We start from the raw sequence: 25,646 nt of genomic DNA, 5'->3' as shown, positions 1-25,646 counted from the left end.
TCAGGCGGTTTCCTGCTGGTCACGCCGCCATCGGCGGTCGAGCTGCCAGATGCCGAGCATCATGACGAGCTGCGACAGCACGACGCCGCCGATGGAAAAGACAGGCGCGGTGCCCCACACCAGCAGTGTGACGGCGATCAGACCGACGACGCAACTGCGCATGCTCTGCGCGGCGAGGGGACGGAAAGCGCGCCGGGCCTGGGTCATGACGCTCATCGGCGTCTGAACGCACTGGACGAGCGAGAGCAGGGCGCAAAGGCCGACCGCGATCATCACCAATCGATGGTCGAGCGTGGGCTTCAGAATGAGGCCGGGGAAGAAATATAGCGCAATCGCCGCCACCAGGCAGGTCGCGAGCCACAGCATGACCAGCGCCGCCATGAAAACCCGCTCCGACTTGATCGCCGCGCCATGATCGCCACGCGCGACGGCGCGGGTCATGCGGGGACGCTCCAACTGGGTGAGGGCGGTGATGCAAACATTGACCGGGCGGAAGAACAGCATCCCCACCGCGACCGGTGCGAAGGCCGTGGGTCCGGCCAGCAGCGTCACGATATAGCTGTGCGAGTTGGAGGTGGCTTCGGTCGACAGCACACCGACCAGCGTCCAGGCCGATTGTTCCTTCCACACCGGCCGATAGGCGCCGAGCGCGCGGCCAGGCGCCATGGCGAAATGCCGCCGCAGATAGGCAGTGCCGAAGGGCAGCAGTCCCATCAGGCTCGCCGCCACCAGCATTCCGCCGATGACGGGCATATCCGCGCCCGTCCGCAACGCGATCAGCAGCCCGGCAAGGATCGTCCCGGCATAGGCCATGTCCGACCGGGCGGCCCGCGCCGGGGCGTGATGGGCATAGGCATTGGACCGCCCGAACCAGCGGATCAGCGACAGCGTCCCTGCCATGCCGAACAGCAAAGCCGCCATGGGCGAAGCCGTGGCCCAGGCGATGGCGGCGCAGATCATCCCCTGGCTGGCCGCCAGCATCAGGTTGACGGGGAAGAAGAAGTCGAAATTCTTCCCTTCCGCCTCTTCGCCCTGGTTCACGGCGATGGTGTAGGGCGTCGACACCAGCGCATTGGACAGGCTGTAGCCGAACTGGATGATCACCAGCAGGAAGGCCAGCGTACCGATGGCCGCCGTTCCCAGATGGTGGATCGAGAAAAGCTGGACCAGCAGGTGGCTGACCGAGACGACCGCCGAAGACAGGCTGGCGAGGCCAAAGCGGCCGAACAGATTGCCCAGTCGCTGGACGCGGCCCGTCATCGGAGGGTTTTCAGCCGCTTGGGCTTCAGCCATGGCGGTGTTTCCAGATCAGCCAGAGCGCGTGCGGATTGGTGGTGATATAGCGCCAGGCGAGTTCCTTGGGCCGCGTCGCCATGCGGTGCAGCCATTCGAACCCCGATTTCTGCATCCACAGCGGCGCGCGCGGATAATCGCCGGTGATATAGTTGAACAGGCCGCCGCAGGTGACGATCCAGCCGGCCTTGATCCGGTGCCGGTGGCGCACGCAGAAGGCCTGCTCGCGCGGCTTGCCGGTGCCGACCCACAGGATGTCGGGTGCGGTTTCATTGATCGCATCGATCACCGCATCTTCCTCTTCCGGCCTCCAGAAGCCATTGCGGCGTCCCGCGAGTTGAAGCCCCGGCGCCATGGCGACGATCCGGCTGGCGCATTGCGCGTTCACCTTCTCCTCCGCGCCCAGCAGATAATAGCGGACCCCCGCCTCTGCCGCCGGTTTCAGGCTGTCGGTGAACATGTCGGTGGTACTGGAACGATCCGCGATAGGCGGGCCGCCGAACCAGCGGGACGCCATGACGATGATCTGCCCATCGGCATGGATCAGGTCCGCCTGCGCCAGATTGGTTCGGAAAACCGGGTCGCTGGCGTTCATCGACAGACCCTGCCCGTTGGCGTCGAACACCAGCAGGGGCGGTTGATCGAGACTTCGCCGCAGGGGCGCCTCGATCAGCATCTTGGCGATCAGCGCGTCCAGCGACAATGTGGAAACCGGTACGCCGCCGACTTGAGCGACGGGCGCGTCCTGCCCGATGCCGGGTGAGGGAAAGGGCTGGCGGCGCGCCAGCGCTTGTTCGGCGCTCATGCAATCACCGTCCCGGCAATGGGCACGCCATGACGGTCGAGATCGTCGATCACGCGGCGCATGTCGGCGATCGCGGTATCGCCGCGCCGCGCCACGATCACCACCGCGTCGAAGCCTGCAAGTATGCTGCCATAGGGCGTCTGGTCCCCCTTACGCTCGGCGAGGTAGAACAGCATCGACGTGTCGCGCAGGCCCCAGCCATTGGCGGTTTCGGCCAGCGGACCACGGGTGATGAGGCTGGTCGCACTGCCCGAAGCCCGGCCCGCGGTCATCAGCCACAGCCCTTCGACCGCGGTTTTCGCGGCCGGAAGCAGCGCCGCGCTGCCCATCAACTGCTCGGCAAGACCCGCCTTGTTGGCGATGCGGAACAGCCGGTCGAGCGAAGGCCGCCCCATGTCGACGTCGATCAACATGGTCTGCCCATCCATCTGCGCCAGCACGACGGCGAGGTTGGCCGCCATGATCGCGGCTTCGTCACCCGCTTCGATCGCCAGTACCGCCAGCCGCAGGGAGGCTGGATCGCCATCCTTGGCGGCCACTCGCATCTTGGCGCGGATGGTCCGCACCTTGGCGGCATAGGCATTGGCAGGATCGAACGCCGCGACCACGAGCGGATCGATCCGCTGGTCGCCCTCCGGCAGCAGGGCGAAGCCGCCCTGCAAGGCCGCGAGTATCCCCGCGTCCTCGGGGTTCAACAGCCCCAGGTCGACCGCCGCATCATGCAGCGCCAGACCCTGGGACCGGGCATGGGCCTCGACCTTGTGGACATCGTCTTCGGCAAGAAAACCATGCTCCACCGCGAGGCGGGCGAAATTATGGCTGTCGCGGGCGCGGGGACGCAGGTTGCTCGTGCTGCCCCCAATGCCACTCGATGCGAGTTGAGGCGGTGCGCCTGCCGTGGAACGCAGTCTCATGCGGCCTCCTGCTGCTTGAAGAACCAGCCACCATGGGTCGGGACCGGCATCAGTTCGGTGATGACTTCGACTTCGGTCGCGCGGGCCACGCCAGCGGCCGAGCGAACACGCGGATGGATGATCTCCATCAGGATCACGGCCGCGATCCCGCCGACCAGACCCAGCGCGACGCCGCCGACCAGCCACAGCATGATGTTGGGCTTGGCAGGCAGCAGGGGCACGGTCGCCTCGTCCAGCGGGCTGGCATTGGGCTGCGAGATCTGGCTCTTGAGCGCCGCCTCGTTGAAGCGCTGGCGCACCGTGTCATAGGTCTGCCGTGCCGCATCGACGTCGCGCTGCATGACCATCAACTGGTCCTGCACATCGGACATGCGGATCATGCGATCCTCCTGGCCCGCCATGTTGGATTTGAGGTCGCCCTCGCGACGGCTGGCCGCCACGCTGTTCGCATTGACCGCGCCTGCCTGGCTGGATCGTGCCGCCGCCAGCTTGGACTGGAGTTCTGAAAGCTGCGCATTGGCCGCCGCCATGGACGGATGATTGGGACCGAGTGTCTTTTGCAGTTCGGACACGCGGGCGGATTGCTGCGCCACCTGTTCCTGCAAATTCTGGACGATCAGCGATCCTTCGATGTCGGACACGGCGCCCGCGCCGGCCTTCGACCGGGCTGCGGCGGCTTCCGCCTGCGCCTGGGTGAGCTGATAGGACATATTCTTCAGCTTTTCGGCCTCAAGGTCCATACGGTTGATGCCGATGATGTCATGCGCCCGCTGGAAATCGGACAGCTTCTTCTGCGCCAGTTCGTAACGGCGGCGCACCTCTTCCGTTTGCTGATCGAACCATTTGGCGGAGCCGCGGGCCGGAGAAGCGCGCAGTTCGACCTGCTCGCGCATGTAGATCTTGGCGATCAGGTTCGCGACCTTCGCCGCGACCTGCGGATCGGGGTCCAGATACTGGATCTGGAGTACGTTGCTCTGCCGGCCGGTGGTGACCAGCATGTTCTTGCTCACCACCGCGGCGGCGTTCTGCAACCGCGCATCGGCGGGCATGTCGGTCGGCTGAGCGTCGACGAAGCCCGCCTCCTTGGCGACGGCGTTCATCACCTTGCCGCTGCGCATGATGTCGGTCTGGGTGCCGAGGATGGAGTCCGTGTCCGGCTTCGCACCCTGCGCCGCATTGGCGTCGGTCGGGTCCGTCTGCGACAGGTCGAGCAGCAGCGAAGCCGTACCGATATATTGGCGCGGCTGGATGAAGGCGAGGATGGCGATCATCAGGAACAATATGCCCCCGATCATCGCCGCCGTGCGCCAGCGCGCTTGAAGCGCCGCCAGCAAATCGATGGGGTTCATGGTCATAGCCCGTCCACTCCCTTGAGCAGCGCGCGCATTTCCTCGGCAGGCGTCTGGACAGGCGGCGCGCTCTGCACCGGCTGCTTCGCCATCAGCAGCAGGAATTGCGGCGCCAGCGTATCTTCGAACATCCACAGTTCGCCATTGGGCGTTGCGACCAGGGCGGGTTGCAACCGCGCCATGGCGTCGCGCGCCTGTCCTTCGTTGATCGACCCGCCGCCCAGCACTTCATGGCCTAGCTTCACCAGCCGCTCATAGGAAATGGCCGACATCTGAGACGCCACAACGGCGGCCAGCGCGATCATCCGGCGCGTCGAGCCGGCTTCCCACAGGATGCGACGGAACAGCGCGTAGGTCTGGCCGCTCATCTCCTCCCAATCCTCCAGAGCGGACACAAGGCCCTGCTCGATGTCGGACAGGATCATGCGGTCGCGACCGCTGGCCTCCGTCGCCAGGGCCGCCGACATGCCGAACAGCCGGGCATGATAGGGCGAACCCATCGCCGCGCCCGACAGCATGTCCAACGCATCGTCGTCGATGGACAGTCGGGCATTGCCGGCGCAGCTCAGCAGCAGTCGCTCCAGCTCCGGCTTGGGGATCGGCGCGACCCGCTGCGACGCCAGGTGGCGGCGCAGCGATGGATGGGCTGCGATCAGCCCGTCAATGTCGCTCGCAATACCGACCAGCACGACCTGCACCGGCGAGTGGATGTCGGTCAGCAGCTTGAGCAGCGTCGCGACTTCCTGCTTGGCGGTTTCGGACTGCACCCGGTCATATTCGTCGATGATGAGGATCGAACGTTCGCGCACCTCCTCCACCAGCAGGGCGGAGAGGCGGGAGACGTCGAGCCGTTCGCCCATCATCTTGCGCACCCGCTCCTGTCCCGTGTTGCTCATCGGCAGTTCGGTCAGGAAGGGGCGGAAGAGGGAATCGAAATCCGCTTCGCCGTTGGCCGAGGCATAAAGGGCGATACAGCCAGCCTCATCGGCCAGATCGCCGAACACACGGGCGAGCGAGGTCTTGCCCGATCCGCGCGTGCCGAAGATCACGGCATGCTTGCGCTGCACGACGATCGCCTCGACCAGCTTCTCCAACTCGCTGTTGCGCCCCGCCAGGCCATGGCGGTCCGTCACCGGCATGGCGGTGTTGAAGGCGGCATAGATGCTGTCGCGGCGCAGGCTGATCGGTTTGATCGGCGCGGCCATGGCGCTCATCGACAGCGGGCGATGGGCGGATTCTCCCGCTTCCATCTCCAGCGCCTCCTGCCGGAAGCCGGGCAATGCCGGCACGTCCAGATGCAGCGGCACATCGTCGGGAATGATGCGCTCGTTGCGTTTGTCGGCGCTGCGGGTCAGGGACATGAACCGGTCGAAAAGACCGGACCGTGGTTGCGTGAAGCCTTGATCGAGTGTCGTCAAAACAGCTTCTCCCGGATGATGAGGACATCTTCAGGCTTCACCGGATCGTCCAGATTGGCCTGTATTTCCTTCCCCTCCCGGCGCACTTTTATGCGTTTCGTGGAACCTGCCAGCGTCGGTCCGCCGGCCAGCGCCAATGCCTGCCGGAAGCTTTGCCCCGGCACATAGGAAAAGGCGCCGGGCTGCTGGACCTGGCCGTAGACATAGACTTTCTCGGCGGGCGGCACGAACAGCGTGTCGCCCGCCTTCAACGGCCGCATCGCGCCCGCCGCCATGTCGGCCAGCGAAATGCGCACCGGCCCGCTGCCGTCGGCAGGAGTCAGGATGACGGCATTGGCGCCATCCTTGGTCGACCCGCCCGCCTTGGCGAGCATCGAGGCCACCGTATAATCGCGGTCGAGCGGATAGTTTCCTGCCTGCGGCACATTGCCCAGGACCGTGACGAAGCGGCTGACATAATTGCTGACTTCTACGCTGACCGAGGGCTTGGTGAGATAGCCTCCGCTGGCATAGCCCGCCTCGATATCCTGGGCGAGCTGCGACGTCGTCTTGCCCTTCGCCGTCAGCGGCCCCACCAGTGCAAGGACGACCGTGCCGTCCTCCTTGATGCGGGTCGTGGTCGACAGGTCGGGCTGTCCGAAGACGGAAATCTTCAGTTCGTCGTTCGGCCCAAGCTGATAACCAGCGCTGGCCGTCGACGGGGGTGGAACGGCCGCAGTCATCGCGGCAGCGCCCGTGCTATTCTGTGCAGTCGCCGTCACCGGCCCCGCAATCATCAGCAGGGCGGAAAGACTTTTGGCGAGAGTTTCAGCTTTCACAGCCATTGGCTCCCAAATATATGAGGATCTAGAAATGCAGAGCTGCACCCAGCGTCACTTGCGTACCGCTATAGTTGGAGACGCTGGTGTCAGTTCTGCGGATATAATGCTGGGCATCGAGCATAAGATCGAAACGGTCCGAAAGTTTCCTCGTCAGCATGGCACCGAAGCGACGATTGCGATCGGCCGTGATCGAATAGGGACGAAGCGCTGCATCCTGCCGGAACTTGCGTCGGTCCCATTCCGCATACAGCCCGGCCGACGTCAGTTCGGAGATCGAGAATTCGCCCTGGATGCGATAACTGGTGTCAATGGCGAAGCCGCTGGCGATCAGGCTGTCATTGATGATCGCCCGCTCGGTCGTCGCGGTCAGCTTCAGGCGCGGAATGGCGGTCGTCGACAGGCTGACCTTCCAGCCTAGGCCGTCATAGCCGCCCACCGCCGCGCTATCGCTGTTCACGTCCAGCCAGCGGATATCCGCATCGATCTGCGTGATCGGGGAAACGGACCGCTGGAAGCGCAGGCCATAGCTGTTGATCCGGTTCTCGATCCCCAGCGTGTCGCGCTTGCTGTTCACCCGCTCATAATAAGCGGTCAGCGTGCCGAGGCTGGGCTTGCTATAGCCCACGCCGCCCATGAAAGTGTCGCTGGTCTGATCGGCATAGTCGAACTGTGCGGCGTTGCGCGTGGTGTCGCGCTCATAGCTTGCAACCGGGAACAGTCCAGGCCGTTCGCACGTGAAATCCGCGCCAACGGTCGCGAATTTCTGAAGATTTTCGGTCGCGGAGTTGATGTCGCCATAATCGGCCCGCTGCTGGCGATAGGCGGCGCGGGGCGTGATCAGGCAGGTCGCGCCGAAGCGGATGTTCGCCTTCGCTTCCGTATCCAGCCGCAACTTGCTGCGCTGTCCTTCGGATACGAAGCGGTCGTAGCCGATCTTGCCGCGCAGAAGGATGTCGTGCCGGCCGACCGGCATGCCATAGGTCGCCTCCAGCGAAGGGGTGACGATCAGGTCGTCTTTCGGATTTTCGACCCTGTCATCGACGCGATAGACATTGTCGTCATAGAGAAGATCCAAGCCCGCCGTCAGATGAAGCCCATAATCCTGGATTCGCTTTTGTTCCGTGGGATTTTTCGGTTGCTTCTGGACTGTGGTGTCATCGTCCTCCTGTGCATGCAAGACGAGCGGCAACATCGCCAACATTGCAGCGCCACTCCATGCCGCCGCGATGAAAGCGCGTGACCGAAAAATTTTTCGTTCACAGGGCGCGTGAAAGCTGCCCCGCAAACGCGGACTATTATCTCTATACAATCTTATGACCCTTATTGCATTGCAGCAATCAGGGCATGCTAGAAGGATTTCACCGTAAAGCCACTGTCTGGAAATCGGCTTGTCGTGTCAAAACAACGGCTCGGTTCATCGCAAAAAGGGCGCGGCGAACCCATGTCCGACGCACCCTGAGGCTGTTCATCTGGGAGAAAGCTAAGCGGCGCGAGTCCGCTTCAGAGGATCAGCCAGGCAATGGCGGCGACGGCGCCGACGAAGGCCAGGATGCCGGCCCAGCGCGAGACGAACTGGATGCCGCTCTCGGCGCGGTCGGCAAAGGTGGCCGCATCGGCCCGCACCGGAAATTCCCGTCGCGCCTCCGCCTTGTCCATCAATGAAGGTTGCACTACCGCGATGCCCGCAAAATCTTCCGCCACGTCGATATTCCCGCCGCCCGATTGCTGATGACGTTAATATCCGATTTTGCGGTTAACAAATAGTTGGAGCGCAGGGGGAAGTGACATCAATTCGTCGCATATGACAGTCGACGGCGTGGTGATTCTTGATCTGGGATAGGGATGAGCCGTTTTGCTCAACGGTTCATCGTAAAAACATCGGGTGCGTAACTTTTTTCAGGAACTTTTGATCCAATGCTTCGTCTTGGCATCCCCGTTCGAGTCGTGTTCAATATGCGTTCTTGTGGACGAGGACATTGACCGTGCCCAGTAGGATCGCAATGTCCCGCATCAGGCTCCAGCCATGCAGATATTCCAGGTCCGCCTCTACCCGGTTCAATATGTCGCGCCGGGTTTCGGTCGCGCCGCGAAAACCCCTGATCTGCGCCAGGCCTGTAATGCCGGGTTTCAGAGCATGACGGTGCCAATATTGGCGGTCGACCTGCCAGAAAAGCTGTTCCTCCGCGGTCGAGCCGAGCGCATGGGGACGCGGCCCCACCAGGCTCATCTCGCCCAGCAGCACATTGATGAGTTGCGGCAGTTCGTCGATGCTGGTCTTGCGGATGAAGGCGCCGACGCGGGTGATCCGGTTATCGTGGCGCTGGGTGGATGTCGCGCCGGCGGCATCGCATTGCTCGACCCGCATGCTGCGGAATTTCAGGATATGGAACAACATGTTGCCGCGCCCGATCCGTTCCTGCCGGAAGAAGACCGGACCTGGCGAGTCCAGCTTGATCAGGATCGCGATCACCGCCATCAGCGGCGCGAGCGCGATCAGGACCGGCACCGTCAGCACGATATCCAGCAACCGCTTTTTCGCCCGGTTGGCAAGGTTCAGCGGCCCGCGTGACACCACCAGCGTCGGCGTTCCCCGATAGGCCTGCACGGCCAGCGGCGCCATCGGGTCCAGTTCGGGCACGATGATCTCGCCCAATATGTTGCCGCCCTTCAGCATCTGCGCCCAATCGGCCTTGCGTTCCGCGGGGCAGGAGATCACGACCCGATCATAATCGCGCAGCATGGTCCCCAGACGGTGCAGCATATAGGGATCGTCGAGATCGGCCTTCAGGCCTATGGCGATCGCATCGACGATCACCATACCGCTGACATCTTCGGGAATGACGCCGTCATCGATGATCAACAGTTGCGCGAACAGCCCGTCGGCGAAGTTGCGGCGGACGGTCTGCACGATGAGCAACCGTTGCAGCACGATCAGCGTCCCGCTGCACATTATGCCCGCCGATACACCCAGCCGGGACAAGCTGCCCGTTGCCTTCAGCGAGAAGACCACCAGCAGGAAGATCAGCAGCGTCCCGGCAAAAGCCATGGTCGCGCTGCGGCAGGACTGGGTCATGCGGGTAAGGCAATGGGGATTGTAAGCCTGGTTGTGGAAGGCCAGCACGCCATAGACGATCATTCCGCCCGCCAGCGGCTGCCATTGTCCGTCCGCGAGCCAGGGCAAGCCTGCCGCGCGCAGGCCGAAGGCGAAGCCCGTCGCCAGCGCCGCCATATCGGCGACCAGCAGCAACAGGCAAAGCCAAAGCCTGGCGTTCCGCTGTCCGGCGGCTGTTGCGGGCTGGCGACTGGGAACACCTTCGATCGCCAGATCAATTTTCGACATCTGCAACCCTTTTTATGTCATGACGTCAAACGGATCACCGCCGGGAGGCAGTGTGTAAGCATCAGACATCCGCTGCGTTTTGATTTATGTTGCGCAGCAGCAGGACATAATTGCGAAAGGCTGGCAATCGGGCGTGGGACGCGCGGACCCGCTTTTCCGATGATCCGTTCGTCTCAAAGGACACTCCGCCCTGCATTTGCGACGATCCGTTTTGGAGCAGTGCTGCATCGCGAGACGATTTGGGGTGGAGCGAGCCTGGCTAAATCCGAATCATAAGGCGGATCAGTGGATTATCCACCAGCCCAGCAGACCGAGCGTCAGGGCAAGAGCGACCGGCCCTGCCCAGCGCGACAGGCGCTGGATCGCCGTCTCCGCCCATATATGGGAATGACGCCACCATGCGAGGCTTGACCGGTCCTCTTTCCCGTTGCGATCGACCGCGTCGTGCCGAGGCGCCGGATGCGCCGTGCCTGAACCCTTGTCGCGTGGTTGAGGAGAAAGGTCGATCATTTCGCGGCCCCGGTCATCGAATTTCGACCTGGCGTCAGAATAGCCCGGCTGACCGAAAAGGGAAACAGATTTACGGAACCTTTTCTTCTGGCCCACCGCACCAGCATGGGTGTTCCACGAAGCTTCTTGGATGAAATCACGGGATCGCCTATTCTGCCGATCATGAAACAGGAACGGCAGATCGACGCGATAGATCGCAAAATCATTGCAGTCTTGCAGGAGGATGCCACACTCAGCCATGCCGATTTGGCGGAGAAGGTGGGCGCGTCCAGCGCGTCGTGCTGGCGCCGGATCAAGGCGTTGGAGAGCGCGGGTATCCTTGCCGGGACCGTGCGGTTGGTCGATCCGGAGAAGATCGGGCTCGGCGTCAACGTCCTTTGCAATATCCGGATGCGCAGCCATGCGCAGGAATCGCGCCGTGCGTTCGAACAATTTGTCGACGGGCGCCCGGAGATCGTCGAATGCTTCTCCATGTCCGGAGAGTGGGACTATCTGCTGCGCATAGTGGTCGCGGACGTGGCGGACTATAACCGCTTCCTGATGATGACGCTGCTCGGCCATTCTTCCGTCGCGGGGGCTGCGTCGCATTTCGCTTTGTCGATGACGAAATTCACGACCGCATTGCCGGTCTGATCCGGAGACGGGCTTGCCGATCCGGCAATGTTCCGGGGAATGCATTTTCCGAGTGGATGCATTTTCCTAGTGGACGCACTAGGGCTCGAACCTAGGACCCGCTGATTAAGAGTCAGCTGCTCTACCAACTGAGCTATGCGTCCACGCCGGCGTTGGGCTTGTGTCCCGATCCGCTGAAAATCTGGTGGACGCACTAGGGCTCGAACCTAGGACCCGCTGATTAAGAGTCAGCTGCTCTACCAACTGAGCTATGCGTCCACACCGGCTTTCGGCTAGGCCCTAGATGAGGCGTCGCCTTGGCGTGGGCGGGCTGTTAGCAGTCGCATCGGACTTTGCAAACAGGAAATCGCTTCTGGTCGCAAATTTTTGTGAACAGGCCGGTTTCAGCCCCAATTTCCCGGCCTGCTCCGCCGCCGTCCCGACCGTTCGATCGCCATGATGATGCCGACGCACAGCATGACCGTCAGCATCGACGATCCGCCATAGGACATGAAGGGCAGGGGGATCCCCACCACCGGCGCCAGGCCCATGACCATCATCAGGTTGATCGCGACATAGAAGAAGATCGTCGTGGTCAGCCCCGCCGCCACCAGCCGCGCATATTTGTCCTGCGCGCGCAGCGACACGCCAATGCCCCAGCGGAACAGAAGCATGAAGGCCCCGATCAGCAGCACGCCGCCCAGCAGCCCCCATTCCTCGGCCATGGTGGCGAAGACGAAATCGGTATGGCCTTCGGGCAGATAATCGAGATGGCTCTGCGTGCCCTTGAGGAAGCCCTTGCCGAAAATGCCGCCCGAACCGATGGCGATCTTCGACTGGCTGATATGATAGCCCGCGCCCAGCGGGTCGCTCTCCGGGTCCATGAAGATCAGCACGCGGTTCTTCTGATAGTCATGCAGGAAGCTGAAGGCGATCGGCACGATGGCGGCGAAGGCCAGCCCCGACCCCACGAACAGCCGCAGCGGCAATCCGGCGAGGAACATCACCGTCACCCCGCCCGCCGCGATCATCGTCGCTGTGCCGAGGTCCGGCTGAACCAGCACCAGCATGAAGGGTACGCCGATCAGCACCAGCGCCGGCCAGATCGCGTTCCAGCGTCTGATCTCCCCCACCGGGAGCAATGCATAGAAGCGCGCGACCGCCAGCACGATGATCGGCTTCATGAATTCGGAAGGCTGCAATTGCATGAAGCCCAAGTTGATCCACCGCTGGCTGCCCCCCGCCACCCCGCCGATCAACTCGACCAGGAACAGGGCGACCAGCACGCTGCCATAAGCGGGAAAGGCGAAGCGGGCGAAGGTCTCAAGCGGAATGCGGCTCAGCACCAGCGCCATAACGGAGAAGATGACGAAGCGCACGCCCTGGTTGATCGCCCAGGGCGTGATGCTGCCTCCCGCGGCGCTGTAGAGTACCAGCGTCCCGAACCCCGCTATGGCAAGCAATATGCCCAGCACGCGCCAGGGGAATTCGGTCAAGGGTTCCGGAACGATGCTCATCGGGCGCTGTCCGCCGGAGGGGGGGCGTCATCGGCGTCCGCCGGCGTTGCGGCCGCAGGGGGCTGGGGTACGGCGGCAGCGGCCATATTGTTGCTTGTCTCAGCGCCATTCATCGCGTTGGACGCTTCGGGCGGCGGCGCCTCCCCCTTTTCGATCGCCTTGGCGAGCCGATAAGCGGCCATCTGCCTTGCCATCCGCTCGGCCGGAGGCCCGCCCCAGCCCTTTTCCAGCGTTTCCAGCTTTTCCATCGCCTTGGCCTGGTCGAACAGGAAGGTCATGGTATCGGCCGCGATCATCGGCGCGTCCTCGTTGCGATTGGTATGGCCGCCATGCTCGATGATGCAGGCAATGGCGTAGCGCGGATTGTCGAACGGCGCGAAACCCTGGAACAGCGCATGATCGCGCAGCTTGAAGGGCAGGGACGCGTTGCTGCGGACGCCGCCGCCGCGTTCGGCCATGGTGATGCGGCGGACCTGTGCCGTCCCCGTCTTGCCCGCCATCAGCACGCCCGGCACGGTCATGCGCGCGGCACCGCCTGTGCCGCCGCCGTTCACCACCGCGCTCATCGCGTCGCGGATCGTCACCAGATGCTCCTCATTCACGCCCACCGGCGCAGGGGCTGGCCGCTGCGCACCGAAGATGAAATTGGGCATCAGTTGCCTGCCCGTCGCCAGCCGCGATGCCATCACCGCCATCTGCAACGGGTTGATCAGCATATAACCCTGGCCGATGGTCGCGTTGACCGTGTCATAGACCTGCCATTTCTGGTTATATTTCTTCAGCTTCCACGCCGGATCGGGAACCGTGCCGAAACTCTGGCTGGGGAAGGGCAGGGGGAATTTCTGGCCCATACCCACGCGATGCGCCATGCTGGCGATGCGGTCCATGCCGATGCGCTGCGCCATCTGGTAGAAATAGATGTCGCAGCTCTGGGCGATCGCTCCGCGCATGTTGAGCGACCCGTGCCCGCGCTTCTTGTGGCAGTGGAACAGCGTGTTGCCGACCCGGATGGCGCCGGAGCAGCTCACCGTGTCCATTGGCGAAATCCCCGCCTCCAGCAGCGCCAGCGCCACCATGGGCTTCACCGTCGATCCCGGCGGATAAAGGCCCTGCAAGGTCTTGTTGCGCAAGGGCACATGGTCGTCCTTCGACAACATGTCCCATTCCAGATGGCTGATGCCGTCGGAAAAGCTGTTGGGGTCGAAACTGGGCATCGACGCCATCGCCAGCACATCACCATTATGGCAGTCGATCACCACCACCGACCCGCTCTGCGTCGCCAGCCGCCGTCCCGCATATTCCTGCAATCCGGCGTCGATGGTCAGCTTCACCGCATTGCCCGGCGTGTCGGGCCTGGTCGTGAGTTCGCGCACGATCTTGCCCCGTGCCGTCACTTCCACCCGCTTCGCGCCAGGCTTTCCGGTCAGTTCCCGGTCGAAGGATCGCTCCAGACCATCCTTGCCGACCTTGAAACCCGGCGTGATCAGCAGCGGGTTCTTGCGCTCTTCATAATCCTTGGCCGACGCCGCACCGACATAGCCCAGCAGATGCCCGACCGTCGCGCCTGCAGGATAGTTGCGCGAAAAGCCCTGGCTCGGCGCTACCCCCGGCAGGTCGGGCAGGCGCACGCTGACCGCCGCATATTGGTCGTAGGTCAGCTTTTCGGCCACCTGCACCGGGCGGAAGCCCGCCGACTTGTCCAGTTCCTCCTTGATCCGCTCGACCTCATCATCGGTCAGCGCGAGCAGATGGGCCAGGCTGCGGATCGTGTTCTCCGCGTCCGTAACCCGTTCCGGGATCAGGTCGACGCGAAAGTCGGTGCGGTTGTTCGCCAGTGGCCGGCCATTACGGTCGATGATCCATCCGCGCCGGGGGGGGATCAGCGTCAGGTTGACCCGGTTGCTTTCCGACAGCAGATTATATTTCTCGTTCTCCGCCACGCTGATCCAGCCCATGCGGGCCACCAGCATCGTCCCGATCGCCCCCTGCAACCCGCCGACGACCATCGCACGGCGCGTGAAGGTAAAGGACAGGGAAGCTTCGGTAACGGTCTTTTTTTTGGAAAAGGGCAGCTTCATGCCATCACGCGCCAGCGGTCGATCCGGGCGCATTGCCGGACGACAAAGGGAAAGAGCAGGACCGTCCACAGCATTTGCGGCGCCACCAGGATCAGCTTCACGTCGCCTCCGCCGGTGATCCGCGCGAAGAAGACGCCGCCGGCAATGCAGAAGATAATCGCCGCCGTGGCGATTAGCCAGTCCTGGCGGTAGCTGCGCCAGACCATGCGGGATTCCACCGCATCGATGGCGATCAGGGTGACGGTCCACAGGAACATGGCCGAACCGATCGGTTGACCGCTCGCCATGTCGTCGAACAGGCCGAGCGGCAGGCCGATCCAGGCCCGCCACAACTCAGGCCGCAACAGCCGCCATGTCAACAGCAGCAGCAGGCCGAAGGGCGGCATCACCGGCGATTGCGCGATCACCGGCAACGCGGTCACAATCGATCCCAGCATGACCGTGATCACGGGCGTCCCGGTCAACCGCAGGCGCGACGGATGGCGGCCGAGACGCGGGACATGCTGGAAATGCGAGTCGATCATGGCGGCGGTGCGCCGGAAGGCGCGTTCGTGCCTGCTTCCGGCTCGACCGGCGCGTTGGGATCGGTTCGCGTCACCGTTTCCTCGAAGGAGCGCTCGACCACCACGGCATCCACCTTGGAAGGATTGGCCAGCGGTACGCCATAGGCGATCTCGCCCTCGATCCGCACGATCACCGCCACTGGGATATTGGGCTGATAGACGCCGCCAATGCCGGAGGTCACGAGCAGATCGCCGGGCTTGAACGGATTGCGTCCCGCCGCCAGCGCCCGGATTTCCAGCGTTCCATCGCCAAGCCCGGTGGAAATCGCCGGTACGCTGTCATTGGCCCGGCGCACCGGCACGATATTGCTGGTGTCGGTAAGCAACAGCACCTCGGCCGTATTGGGCGTGGTGATATGGATGCGCCCGATCAGCCCTTCCGGGGCGCGTACCGGCATGCCCGGCCGCACCCCCTGCCAACGCCCGGCATTCAGCCGGGCCAGGCGGCGCGTGCTGGAGGAGGAGGAGGCGATCAGCCGCGCGGTCAGCAATTGGCTGCCGTCATCCTCGACCAGCTTCAGCAGCTTCTTGAGGCGAAGATTTTCCTGCGCGACGGCCTTGGCCTCGATGATCCGGTTGCGATCCGCTTCCACCTGCCGGCGAAGCGCGACATTCTGCGATCCCGCCTGCCAATAGGAGGCGAGCACCTCGTCGATGGACGAAACCCCGCTTACCATATTCTTCAGCGTGACCGATGCCGGGCGAGTCATTTCCGCCGTCGCGATGCGGATCGCGGCGAAGCCGGTCGGATCGAAAATGGCGACAACCACCAGAAGCAGGCCGACGGCGGCGCCGGTCATCGCCACGACATAGCTGGCGAAGAGGCTATATTGCGCCTTCCGGTTGTGCCCGGGGCGTCGGCTGGGTGGCCGCGCCATCCACTCGCTCCCTTAAGCGGTCTGAAGGACGCCCCGGAAGATCGGGTCTTCCATCGCGCGGCCAGTGCCGATCGCGACGCAGGTCAGCGGATCTTCAGCGATGGTGACGGGCAGGCCGGTCTCGTCGCGCAGCTCGTCGTCCAGCCCCTTGAGCAGCGCGCCGCCGCCCGTGAGCACGATGCCCTGGTCGACGATGTCGGCGGCCAGTTCCGGCGCGGTGTTCTCCAGCGCGATGCGAACGCCCTCGACAATGGTGCTGATCGGTTCGGCCAGCGCGTCAGCGATCTGCCCCTGGTTGATCGAGATTTCCTTGGGCACGCCGTTCACCAGGTCGCGGCCCTTGATGTGGATCGTCTCGCCCACGCCGTCCTCGGGCGGCTGGGCGACGCCGAACTGCTTCTTGATCCGTTCGGCGGTGGCTTCTCCGATGAGCAGATTGTGATGCCGGCGCACGAAGGAGACGATCGCCTCATCCATCTTGTCGCCGCCCACGCGGACCGAGGTGGTGTAGGCCAGGCCGCGCAGCGACAGCACGGCGACTTCGGTCGTGCCGCCGCCGATGTCGACCACCATCGACCCGATCGGTTCGGTCACGGGCATGTCGGCGCCGATCGCGGCGGCCATGGGTTCCTCGATCAGGAACACCTGGGAAGCACCCGCATTGCTGGCCGCGTCGCGAATCGCGCGGCGCTCCACGCTGGTCGAACCCGATGGCACGCAGATCACGATTTCCGGGAAGCGCCAGGGGCGCGACTTGCCGCCATGCACCTTGGTGATGAAATGCTTGATCATCTGCTCCGCGACGTCGATGTCCGCGATCACGCCGTCGCGCAGCGGCCGGATCGCCTCGATCGAATCGGGGGTCTTGCCCATCATCAGCTTGGCGTCGTCACCGACCGCCTTCACCCGCTTCACGCCGTTCAGCGTCTCGACGGCCACCACCGACGGTTCGTTGAGCACGATGCCGCGCCCGCGCACATAGACCACGGTATTCGCCGTGCCGAGGTCGATGGCCATGTCCTGAGAGGAGAGTTTGAAAAGTCGGGAGAAGATCGACATGCCTGTTCCTGTTCAGCCCCACCCCCCCGGCGAAGCGAACCGGGTCAGTCGGAAAGTTCGCCCCGCAATTCACCCGCCCCCCGGGTTCACCAATTTTGGCAACCAAATTTTCTGGGGCAGGCGTCTCGCGGAAAGCGCTCGCTTGGGCTAGTCACTAATCAATGTCAATACGCCGTCTGCCCGAACATCTGGTCAATCGCATCGCCGCAGGTGAAGTGGTCGAAAGGCCTGCCAGCGCACTCAAGGAAATCGTTGAAAATGCGCTGGATGCCGGGGCAGGCCGGATTTCCGTCCGCATTTCCCATGGCGGCCTCGACCGGATCGAGGTGAGCGACGACGGTTGCGGCATGAATTCAGGGGAGATCGCGCTGGCGCTGGAACGCCATGCCACGTCCAAATTGCCGGACGATGCGATCGAGAATGTCGCCACGCTGGGCTTCAGGGGTGAAGCGCTGCCTTCCATTGCCAGCGTTGCGCGGCTTTCCATCGACAGTCGGCCGCATGGACGGGACGGCTGGAATCGCACCGTGGACAATGGCGTGGTGGTCGGCGAAGGTCCCGCCGCGCTGCCGCCGGGGACCCGGATCACGGTCGAACAGCTGTTCGGCAAGGTGCCCGCCCGTCGCAAGTTCCTGCGCTCGGCGAAAGCGGAATATGCCGCCTGCCTCGATGTCGTCCGTCGCCTCGCCATGGCGCATCCCTCGGTGGCGTTCAACATGGAGCATGACGGCCGCCGGGTGCTGGGCGTGCAGGCGGACGAGGCGCGGGAGGATCGCGTCGCCGCGCTGACCGACCGGGCGCTGGCGGACAATCATGTCATCGTTGCGCTGGAACGGGAAGGCGTGCGCCTGTCCGGCGTGGCTTCGCTGCCGACCTATAATCGGGGTGTTGGCGATCATCAGTTCCTGTTCGTGAATGGCCGCCCGGTCCGCGACCGGCTGCTGGTCGGGGCGGTGCGGGGTGCCTATGCCGACATGCTGGCGCGGGATCGGCACCCGGTCGTGGCGCTTTTCCTCGACGTTCCGCCGCTGGAGGTCGACGTCAACGTCCACCCGGCCAAGACCGAGGTTCGCTTCCGTGACCCGGCGCTGATCCGGGGCATGATCGTCTCCGGCCTGCGCCGCGCGCTGGACGCGGAGGGTTTCCGTGCCGTCCAGCATGCCGATCCCGCCGGGCTTTCCGCATGGAAGGCCGAGCCCGTTTCCCCAACGCCGATCGGGGCGATGCCGATCTTCGAAGCGGCGGACGTGTCCATCCCCAGGTCGATGCCAAATTATTCCCTGGCCGATCGCCGCCCGAGCTTCCTTACACCCCCGCCGCAGGCCCGCGCCGAACCCGCCGCCGCGCCCGCGCCCGAAGGCACCAGCTTCCCGTTGGGCGTCGCGCGGGGGCAGGTCGCCCGCACCTATATCGTTGCGGAGGCGGAGGACGGCCTCGTCATCGTCGACCAGCACGCTGCGCATGAACGGCTGACCCTGGAACGCATGCGCCGTGCGATGGAGGGGCAGGGCGTCGCGGCGCAGGCGCTGCTGCTGCCCGAAGTGGTGGAACTGGACGAGCCCGCCTGCGACCGGCTCGAGGCGCGGATCGCGGAGCTGAAGGATTTCGGGCTCGAACTGGAGCGCTTCGGTCCCGCGGCGATGCTGGTCCGGGCAACCCCGGCCATGCTGGGGCAGGGCGATGTGCAGGGCCTGGTGTCCGACCTCGCCGACGACCTCGCCGCTTATGACAGCGCGCTGTCCCTGAAGGAACGGCTCGATCTGGTCGCCGCCACCATGGCTTGCCACGGATCGGTCCGCGCGGGTCGCACCTTGAGCGTCGCGGAAATGAACGCCCTGCTCCGCGAAATGGAGATCACCCCCCGCAGCGGCCAGTGCAACCATGGCCGCCCGACCTGGGTAAAGCTGGGGCATGGCGACATCGAAAAACTGTTCGGCCGGAAGTAGAAAGGGAAATGAGGATGAAGCGGCTGCTGTTCCTATTGGCATTCTGCCCGATCGCGGCCCATGCCGCTTCGGTTCCCGCACCGGCTTCCTGTGCTGGCGCTGGGCCATTGGCCGAACCCTGGACAAGCTGGACGCAAAGCGGCGCGGCGACTGGCGGCGGCACCGTCTCGACAGCGCCGCGCCTGATCCTGGGCAAGCCCGTCACGGCCAGCCTGCGACCCGGCGTCCAGGTCCAGTTCGCCGTTCCGCCGGGCAAGACTGCGCCAAAAAGCTTTGCCGGTCTTTTCACCCTGGCGCTCAAGGACCCGGCGCGCGTCGGCATTGCCCTGTCGGAAGGAGCATGGGTCGATGTCGCGACGGGAGCCTCCGCGCTTTCGTCGGTCGATCATGGCCATGGCCCCGACTGTTCGGGTATCCGCAAGATCGTCTGGTTCGACCTGCCGCCGGGGCTTCACACCGTCCAGGTCGCGGGCTCTCCCAAATCCGTCATCCGCATCATGGCTGCCGACGCCCGGGCGAACCAGCCGAATCCTCGATAATTCAGGCGGCACGCGTCCGGAACATGACGATCGGTATCATCGTCATCACCGGTTCGTCGCGCTGGTTGAACAGCGTGATCCGCGACTTCACCACTCCCATTTCCGGGCGGCTCTTCGAAGCCTTCGTCTCGACGACTTCGGAAGTTCCGCGCAATGTGTCGCCTGGCCGGACAGGTCGCAGCCAGCGCAGTTCGTCCACGCCTATTGCGCCCAGGCTCGCCGCCTGAACGCCCGGCTCCCTTTGCCAGCGAGCCACCATCATCTTCATGCAGAGCGCCGTCGTATGCCAGCCGCTGGCGGCCAGGCTGCCAAAATGGGTTTGTGCGGCCGCCTCGTCCGACAAGTGAAAGGGCTGGGGATCGAATTCGCCGGCAAAGGCGATGATCTCCTCCCTGCCGATGTTGAGAGGACCGAATTCGGTCTGGTCCCCTACCTTCACATCCTCGAAATAGACGATTTCGCTCATGCCCGTTTCCTTCTGCAACGGGTGGGAGGTAGGGGTGCCTTACGTTCCCGTCAAGCTTCCGTTGACGAAAACGTCAATGCCTGGCCAGCCCGGCCAGTGCCGCCGGATCGCCGTCGTTGGGAGCCGGCGCCACCCCCAACAGCCTTGCCAGAAAAGGATAGACATCGACATTGGTGAAGCCGGCCGGCGGGCGGAAGCGTGTGTCGAAGGCCGGACCGTTGGCGATGAACAGGGCCTGCATTTCCGGCGCCCGGTCGTCCCAGCCATGATCGCCGCCGACGAAGGGCTTCGCGGGGGCGGTCGGCTGGATCATCCATCCCGTGTCGGCCAGGCAGAAATAAGGCGGAATGCGCCGGTGCGAGCCATAATGGAAACGGGCCGGAATATCGCCCTTTCGCCAGCATTGCATATGTGGCTGCGGCTTCAAGAGCCGTGCTTCCAAGGCCGTCTCATGTCCCGGTTGGGCGTCGAGGCTGGCAAAGGGACCACTTTCGACAAGGCGATAGTCGGCGGCATCAGCGACCCTGTCCATCGCCACAACCCGATCGCTGCTTTTCTGCGCCATGCCATGGTCGGACAGGATGACCAGGTTGGCGGGCTGGCCCAGCGTCTTGAGTCCGGCGATGAGCAGCCCGATCTGCCCATCGACTTCCCGGACCGCCCGTGTCGTTTCCAGTGCATCCGGCCCGCTGTCATGGCCGGCCTTATCCACCGCGTTGAAATAAATCGTCACGAAGCGCGGCCGGATGTCCGCCGGGCGGCGGAGCAGGTCCAATGCGGCGTTTACCCGCTGGTCCCCGCCAATCTCCTCATTGAACTGCGCCCAGTCACTGGGCCGGATGCCGCCAGCGATCTTGTGGTCCGAACCTGCGATCTTATTTCCGCCCCAGCCGACATTGGAGCCCGGCCAGAAGATGGTGGCCGTGCGTATGCCCGCCTTTTCCGCCGTTACCCAGATCGGTTCAGCCTCGTTCCACCAGAAGGGATCGTCGCTGGCGGTGGTGAACTTCTCATCCGGGCGCGAAGCATCCTCCATCTTGTTAGAAACGATGCCGCTGCGATCGGGCCGGTTTCCGGTGACGATCGCCCAGTGATTGGGAAAGGTCTTGGTCGGAAAGGATGGGCGCATCGACGCCTCGACCCCACCTGCCGCCAGCGTCAGCAGATTGGGCGTCACGCCGCGCTTCAGATAATCGGGGCGAAACCCGTCGATCGACACCAGGATGGTGACCGGCTGCCGCTGTTCGACCGGTATGGCCGCGACGGGTGCGGGACGCTGACCGGCTGGCGCGCAACCGCCTAACGCCGCAGCGAAGGCTATCAGGCCAGCAAGGAACGGGCAACGCAAGGACATGGCGACTCTGTGATTTTACGCGTCTGGCTTAACAGGCTGATTGCGACGGTAAAGTGACGATGGCGTCACGCATCGCCGATGAACGCGGCGAGCGCCATCCACGCCGTCCGCTTTGCGTCCCGCGACATGCTGGCAAAGGCGCCGGAGGAGGAGGGGAGGTCGATCAGCGAAAGATCGCTCCGTTCCCCAAGCTGCCGCCGCCCGTGCACCGCCGCCGTCCTGCCGTTGAAGGCAATCGCTTCCAGCACCGGAAGCCGTGCCGCAAAAGCGCCAAGATCGCGCAATTCCGCCCCCCGGATCGCGCTGTCGAGGCTTCCTTCCCGGTCAGCGCTCTCGATCACGTCCCACAGGCCGACATGCCGCGCCTTCAGCCGTTTCAACCGCATGGCATAGGGCAGGCCGCGCAGATCCTCCCCCAGCACATCGCCCATCAATGCCCAGAAGGCATTGCCGCGATGGGCATAATATTCGCCCTGCTTGATCGAGGCATCGCCGGGCAGGCTGCCGAGGATCAGCAGCCTTGTCCCTTCATCGACACTGGGCGGAAAGGCCGCCTTGCGCCGGGCGGGCATCTGTCCCGGCCGCAGCATGGTCAATCACACATTGAAGCGGAACAGCATGATGTCGCCATCCTGCGTCACATAATCCTTGCCTTCGGAGCGCCACTTGCCCGCTTCCCTGGCCCCGGCCTCGCCGTTATACTGGACATAGTCGGCATAGGCCATGGTTTCGGCCCGGATGAAACCCTTCTCGAAATCCGTATGGATCGCGCCCGCCGCCTGGGGCGCCTTGGACCCCTTGGTCACGGTCCAGGCGCGGGCTTCCTTCGGCCCCACGGTGAAGAAGGTGATGAGGCCCAGCAACTCGTAACCCGCCCGAATGATCCGCGCGAGGCCCGCTTCGGTCAGCCCCAGCGCTTCCAGATATTCGGCGCGCTCCTCGGACGGCATGGTGATCAGTTCGGCTTCGATCGCCGCCGACACGATGACGGCCTTGGCATTTTCAGCCGCGGCCTTCTCGAACACCCGCGCCGAATGGGCGTTGCCGGTGGCGGCGCTTTCTTCCTCGACGTTGCAGACATAGAGGACGGGCTTGGCCGTCAGCAACTGCGCCTGGCCGAAGAGCCGCTCTTCCTCGACATCCTTGGGCACGGTCAGGCGGGCGGGCTTGCCGTCGCGCAGCAGGTCGAGCGCCTGGCCCAGCACCGAAGCGGCGGCCTTCGCCTCCTTGTCCCCCTGCGCCGCCTTCTTGGCGAGGTTGGGGACGCGCTTCTCCAGGCTTTCCAGATCGGCGAGCATCAACTCGGTTTCCACCGTCTCGGCGTCGGCGATGGGATCGACCTTGCCTTCGACATGGGTGATGTCGCCATCCTCGAAACAGCGCAGCACATGGACGATGGCGTCCGTCTCGCGGATATTGGCCAGGAACTGGTTGCCCAGACCCTCGCCCTTGGACGCGCCGCGCACCAGCCCGGCAATGTCCACGAAGGAAAGCTGCGTCTCGATGATCTTGGCCGATCCGCCGATCTTCGCGATGGTCTGCAACCGGTCGTCGGGCACGGCGACACGGCCTTCATTGGGCTCGATCGTGCAGAAGGGATAGTTCGCCGCCTGCGCCGCCTGCGTCTCGGTCAGCGCATTGAACAGGGTGGACTTGCCCACATTGGGAAGCCCGACGATACCGCAACGAAAACCCATGGAACTGCCTTCACGTCAGAATGATTGGCCGCGCCGATAGCGCTTTCGCCGGCCTTTGGCCAGTTCCCAATGACCGGAGTAACTTAGTGGCGGAAGAACAGCGTGACCGACGCGACATGGTTGACGCGGTCGTTTCCGCCGCGCCGGTTGATATATTGGTTGAGATAGCCGATTTCCGCCGTCGAAGCGCCGCCCAGCCCCAGTTCCGCCCCGATGAAGCTGCGCAACTGGTCGAACCCGCCCTTTGCCCCCCAATCCGTGCTGTTGAGCGCGACGAACCCCTCGCCATAGACGAGCGCGTTGACGGCATTGCTCCCGGGCTTCAGCGGCTTTTCATACCGCAGCATCTCGCGCAGCCGCCAGCCCAGGTCGTCCCCATCGGAACGCCAGCGCTGTTCCAGCCGCGTGCGCGAGGAAAGCTCGCCGCCCCATGGCTTGCCCATGACCCAACTGATCTGCTGGAAACTGCGTTCCTCATTCACATCCCGGCCGCCATCGACCGGCAGCACGACATGGGCATAGCCCTGATAGACGGTGAGGCCGGGCGAGAGCTTCCATCCTGCCGCGCCCCGCAGCAGCAACTGGTCGAGCCGCGAAATCCCGTCGCCGGCGCGCGGCTGGATTTCCGCGAAATAGACCAGCTTGCCCGAAACCGGCCCCATGGCGGTCAGGTTGATCCAGAACTGCTCGTCTTCCGTGGTGCGGGCTTGTGCGTGACCGGCAAGGCCGAGAACGCAGACGCAAAAGGAAAGGGCACGAAAAAGGCGGCGCATTGCAGACCTCAAGGGGAGGGGAATAGCCCTCCCTCTAGCGCGCTGCCTGTTTCCCGGTCATGTCCGGGAGGTAAGCGTTGGCGTCAGGTGATGACGCTGGGCGCATTCATGCCGGTAAATGCCTCGATATCCGCTATGCGCTCCGCGGACTCGATGACGCGGAACAGCGCGGCGCCGGTCTCCATGTCGAGCTTTCCATCCGGCCCTAAGAAGCGTTCGAGATAAACGCGCAATGTGGCGCCTTCGGTGCCTGTGCCGGACAGGCGGAAAACGATGCGCGATCCATCGTCGAACAATATGCGCACCCCTTGCGCGCTGCTGGTCGAGGCATCGGTGGGATCGGTGTAGGCGAAATCATCTGCCTGAACGACGGTGCCCAGAATGGTCGCAAAGCCGGGCAGATCGCGGATTTTGCCCCGTAATGCCGCCATCAGCGCATCGGCCCTGTCCTTGGCGATGCCCTCATAATCATGCCGCGCATAATAGTTGCGGCCATAGGTCGCCCAATGGTCCGCCATGATCTGCGCCACGCTTTGCCGCCGGACGGCAAGGATATTGAGCCACAGCAGCACCGCCCAGATGCCGTCCTTCTCGCGCACATGATCGGAGCCGGTTCCCGCGCTTTCCTCGCCGCAGATGGTCGCCATCCCGGCGTCCAGCAGATTGCCGAAGAATTTCCAGCCTGTGGGCGTCTCGTAGAGCGGGATGCCCAGTTTCTCCGCCACCCTGTCCGCCGCGCCACTGGTCGGCATGGACCGCGCAATGCCCTTCAGGCCTTTCGCATAGCCTGGCGCCAGATGTGCATTGGCCGCCAGCACGGCGAGCGAATCCGACGGCGTCACGTAGCAATGCTTGCCGATGATGAGGTTGCGGTCGCCGTCGCCATCCGAAGCCGCGCCGAAATCCGGCGCATCGGCAGCCATCATCCGGTCGTAAAGCTCCTTTGCATGGACCAGATTGGGATCGGGATGATGATGGCCGAAGTCGGGCAGGGGGGTGGCGTTCCGCACGGTTCCCGCTGGCGCGCCCAGCCGCCTTTCGAAAATCTCGACCGCATAGGGGCCGGTCACGGCGCTCATGGAATCGAAGGAGAGGGCGAAGCGGCCTGCGATCATCGCCCGGATCGCGGCAAAGTCGAACAGTGTCTCCATCAGATCGGCATAGCCCGTCACCGGATCGACCACCTCGACGGTCATGCCGCCAAGCCGGCTGGTGCCGATCGCATCGATATCGACATCCGGCGCTGCAAGGATGCGATAGCTCTGGATCGCCAGCGTCCGCGCATGAATGGCGTCGGTCACTTTTTCCGGCGCGGGACCGCCATTGGAGACATTATATTTGATCCCGAAATCCTCGTCCGGCCCGCCCGGATTGTGGCTGGCGGACAGCACCAGCCCGCCAAAGGCGCCCGAAGACCGGATCAGATGCGAGGCCGCCGGGGTGGACAGGATGCCGCCCTTGCCCACCAGTACCCGACCAAAGCCGTTGGCCGCCGCCATCTTCAGCACGATCTGGATGACCTCGCGGTTCAGATAGCGTCCGTCGCCGCCCACGACCAAGGTCTGGCCTTCATATCCCTCCAGGCTGTCGAACACCGACTGGACGAAATTTTCCGCATAATGGGCCTGCTGGAAAATGCGGACCTTCTTGCGCAGGCCGGACGTGCCCGGCTTCTGGTCGTCGAAAGGCTTCGTCGAGACGGTCTGTATCACCC

Annotated in this window: 24 protein-coding genes and 2 tRNA genes; 3 read left to right on the top strand and 23 right to left on the bottom strand. The window is 64.0% G+C overall.

Going from position 1 to position 25,646, the window contains the following annotated elements:
• The 10 genes from YP76_RS07805 to YP76_RS07760 form a co-directional block, all read right to left on the bottom strand.
• The gene (locus YP76_RS07805; RefSeq protein WP_046763017.1) at positions 1-1,293 is read right to left on the bottom strand and encodes a polysaccharide biosynthesis protein; all 1,293 of its coding nucleotides are present in this window, start codon (positions 1,291-1,293) and stop codon (positions 1-3) included.
• Positions 1,286-2,098 carry a WecB/TagA/CpsF family glycosyltransferase gene (locus YP76_RS07800; protein ID WP_046763016.1) on the bottom strand — a complete coding sequence of 271 codons (813 nt, stop codon included), beginning with the start codon at positions 2,096-2,098 and terminating at the stop codon, positions 1,286-1,288. The genes YP76_RS07805 and YP76_RS07800 overlap by 8 nt, the downstream gene beginning before the upstream one ends.
• Positions 2,095-3,012, bottom strand: a complete 918-nt coding sequence (locus tag YP76_RS07795) for a P-loop NTPase family protein (protein WP_046763015.1) — start codon at positions 3,010-3,012, stop codon at positions 2,095-2,097. The genes YP76_RS07800 and YP76_RS07795 overlap by 4 nt, the downstream gene beginning before the upstream one ends.
• Positions 3,009-4,367: a GNVR domain-containing protein gene (locus YP76_RS07790; protein ID WP_046763014.1), complete on the bottom strand. Its 1,359-nt coding sequence runs from the start codon at positions 4,365-4,367 to the stop codon at positions 3,009-3,011. Before YP76_RS07790 ends, YP76_RS07795 begins: the two co-directional genes overlap by 4 nt.
• Positions 4,364-5,779 carry an ATP-binding protein gene (locus tag YP76_RS07785; protein ID WP_046763013.1) on the bottom strand — a complete coding sequence of 472 codons (1,416 nt, stop codon included), beginning with the start codon at positions 5,777-5,779 and terminating at the stop codon, positions 4,364-4,366. Before YP76_RS07785 ends, YP76_RS07790 begins: the two co-directional genes overlap by 4 nt.
• Positions 5,776-6,597, bottom strand: a complete 822-nt coding sequence (locus YP76_RS07780; RefSeq protein ID WP_046763284.1) for a polysaccharide biosynthesis/export family protein — start codon at positions 6,595-6,597, stop codon at positions 5,776-5,778. The genes YP76_RS07785 and YP76_RS07780 overlap by 4 nt, the downstream gene beginning before the upstream one ends.
• A gap of 28 nt (positions 6,598-6,625) precedes the next feature.
• Entirely contained in the window at positions 6,626-7,801 is a 1,176-nt protein-coding gene (locus tag YP76_RS07775; protein ID WP_046763012.1) for a hypothetical protein, read from the bottom strand.
• Positions 7,802-8,100: 299 nt separating this feature from the next.
• The gene (locus tag YP76_RS07770; protein WP_046763011.1) at positions 8,101-8,301 is read right to left on the bottom strand and encodes a hypothetical protein; all 201 of its coding nucleotides are present in this window, start codon (positions 8,299-8,301) and stop codon (positions 8,101-8,103) included.
• Between the two features lie 247 nt (positions 8,302-8,548).
• On the bottom strand, positions 8,549-9,940 hold the full coding sequence (locus YP76_RS28605) for a sugar transferase (protein WP_046763010.1): 1,392 nt from the start codon (positions 9,938-9,940) through the stop codon (positions 8,549-8,551).
• A gap of 282 nt (positions 9,941-10,222) precedes the next feature.
• Positions 10,223-10,450, bottom strand: coding sequence for a hypothetical protein (locus YP76_RS07760; protein ID WP_046763283.1), 228 nt, complete (start codon positions 10,448-10,450; stop codon positions 10,223-10,225).
• Between the two features lie 162 nt (positions 10,451-10,612).
• Between YP76_RS07760 and YP76_RS07755 the strand changes: the two genes are divergently transcribed.
• On the top strand, positions 10,613-11,083 hold the full coding sequence (locus YP76_RS07755) for an Lrp/AsnC family transcriptional regulator (protein WP_046763009.1): 471 nt from the start codon (positions 10,613-10,615) through the stop codon (positions 11,081-11,083).
• Positions 11,084-11,153: 70 nt separating this feature from the next.
• Here the strand turns inward: YP76_RS07755 and YP76_RS07750 are convergent.
• The 7 genes from YP76_RS07750 to YP76_RS07720 form a co-directional block, all read right to left on the bottom strand.
• Positions 11,154-11,226, bottom strand: a tRNA-Lys gene (locus YP76_RS07750).
• Between the two features lie 39 nt (positions 11,227-11,265).
• A tRNA-Lys gene (locus tag YP76_RS07745) sits at positions 11,266-11,341 on the bottom strand.
• 125 nt (positions 11,342-11,466) lie between these two features.
• On the bottom strand, positions 11,467-12,579 hold the full coding sequence (gene rodA / locus YP76_RS07740; RefSeq protein ID WP_046763008.1) for a rod shape-determining protein RodA: 1,113 nt from the start codon (positions 12,577-12,579) through the stop codon (positions 11,467-11,469).
• Positions 12,576-14,657: a penicillin-binding protein 2 gene (gene mrdA / locus YP76_RS07735; protein WP_046763007.1), complete on the bottom strand. Its 2,082-nt coding sequence runs from the start codon at positions 14,655-14,657 to the stop codon at positions 12,576-12,578. Before mrdA ends, rodA begins: the two co-directional genes overlap by 4 nt.
• Positions 14,654-15,181 (bottom strand): rod shape-determining protein MreD, encoded by a 528-nt coding sequence (gene mreD / locus YP76_RS07730; RefSeq protein ID WP_046763006.1) that lies wholly within the window; start codon positions 15,179-15,181, stop codon positions 14,654-14,656. The genes mrdA and mreD overlap by 4 nt, the downstream gene beginning before the upstream one ends.
• Entirely contained in the window at positions 15,178-16,098 is a 921-nt protein-coding gene (mreC, locus tag YP76_RS07725; protein WP_046763005.1) for a rod shape-determining protein MreC, read from the bottom strand. Before mreC ends, mreD begins: the two co-directional genes overlap by 4 nt.
• Before the next feature lie 12 nt (positions 16,099-16,110).
• Positions 16,111-17,157, bottom strand: a complete 1,047-nt coding sequence (locus YP76_RS07720) for a rod shape-determining protein (RefSeq protein ID WP_007685698.1) — start codon at positions 17,155-17,157, stop codon at positions 16,111-16,113.
• Positions 17,158-17,318: 161 nt separating this feature from the next.
• On the opposite strand from YP76_RS07720, the gene mutL reads away from it, so the two are divergent.
• On the top strand, positions 17,319-19,103 hold the full coding sequence (gene mutL, locus YP76_RS07715; protein ID WP_046763004.1) for a DNA mismatch repair endonuclease MutL: 1,785 nt from the start codon (positions 17,319-17,321) through the stop codon (positions 19,101-19,103).
• A gap of 14 nt (positions 19,104-19,117) precedes the next feature.
• Complete coding sequence (locus YP76_RS07710; protein ID WP_084733071.1) at positions 19,118-19,642, top strand: hypothetical protein; 525 nt, start codon at positions 19,118-19,120, stop codon at positions 19,640-19,642.
• Between the two features lies 1 nt (position 19,643).
• Here the strand turns inward: YP76_RS07710 and YP76_RS07705 are convergent, their stop codons facing one another.
• The 6 genes from YP76_RS07705 to YP76_RS07680 form a co-directional block, all read right to left on the bottom strand.
• The gene (locus YP76_RS07705; RefSeq protein WP_046763002.1) at positions 19,644-20,108 is read right to left on the bottom strand and encodes a MaoC family dehydratase; all 465 of its coding nucleotides are present in this window, start codon (positions 20,106-20,108) and stop codon (positions 19,644-19,646) included.
• 73 nt (positions 20,109-20,181) lie between these two features.
• Positions 20,182-21,462, bottom strand: coding sequence for an alkaline phosphatase family protein (locus YP76_RS07700; protein WP_046763001.1), 1,281 nt, complete (start codon positions 21,460-21,462; stop codon positions 20,182-20,184).
• 65 nt (positions 21,463-21,527) lie between these two features.
• Complete coding sequence (locus tag YP76_RS07695) at positions 21,528-22,052, bottom strand: DNA-deoxyinosine glycosylase (protein ID WP_046763282.1); 525 nt, start codon at positions 22,050-22,052, stop codon at positions 21,528-21,530.
• Positions 22,053-22,058: 6 nt separating this feature from the next.
• The gene (ychF, locus tag YP76_RS07690) at positions 22,059-23,159 is read right to left on the bottom strand and encodes a redox-regulated ATPase YchF (RefSeq protein ID WP_046763000.1); all 1,101 of its coding nucleotides are present in this window, start codon (positions 23,157-23,159) and stop codon (positions 22,059-22,061) included.
• Positions 23,160-23,242: 83 nt separating this feature from the next.
• Positions 23,243-23,932, bottom strand: coding sequence for a DUF2490 domain-containing protein (locus YP76_RS07685; RefSeq protein WP_046762999.1), 690 nt, complete (start codon positions 23,930-23,932; stop codon positions 23,243-23,245).
• A gap of 83 nt (positions 23,933-24,015) precedes the next feature.
• Positions 24,016-25,644 carry an alpha-D-glucose phosphate-specific phosphoglucomutase gene (locus YP76_RS07680; RefSeq protein ID WP_046762998.1) on the bottom strand — a complete coding sequence of 543 codons (1,629 nt, stop codon included), beginning with the start codon at positions 25,642-25,644 and terminating at the stop codon, positions 24,016-24,018.
• Positions 25,645-25,646 lie beyond the last annotated feature (2 nt).

The organism is Sphingobium chungbukense (assembly GCF_001005725.1).
GTDB lineage: Bacteria > Pseudomonadota > Alphaproteobacteria > Sphingomonadales > Sphingomonadaceae > Sphingobium > Sphingobium chungbukense.
This window is presented reverse-complemented; position numbering and strand designations above follow the sequence as displayed.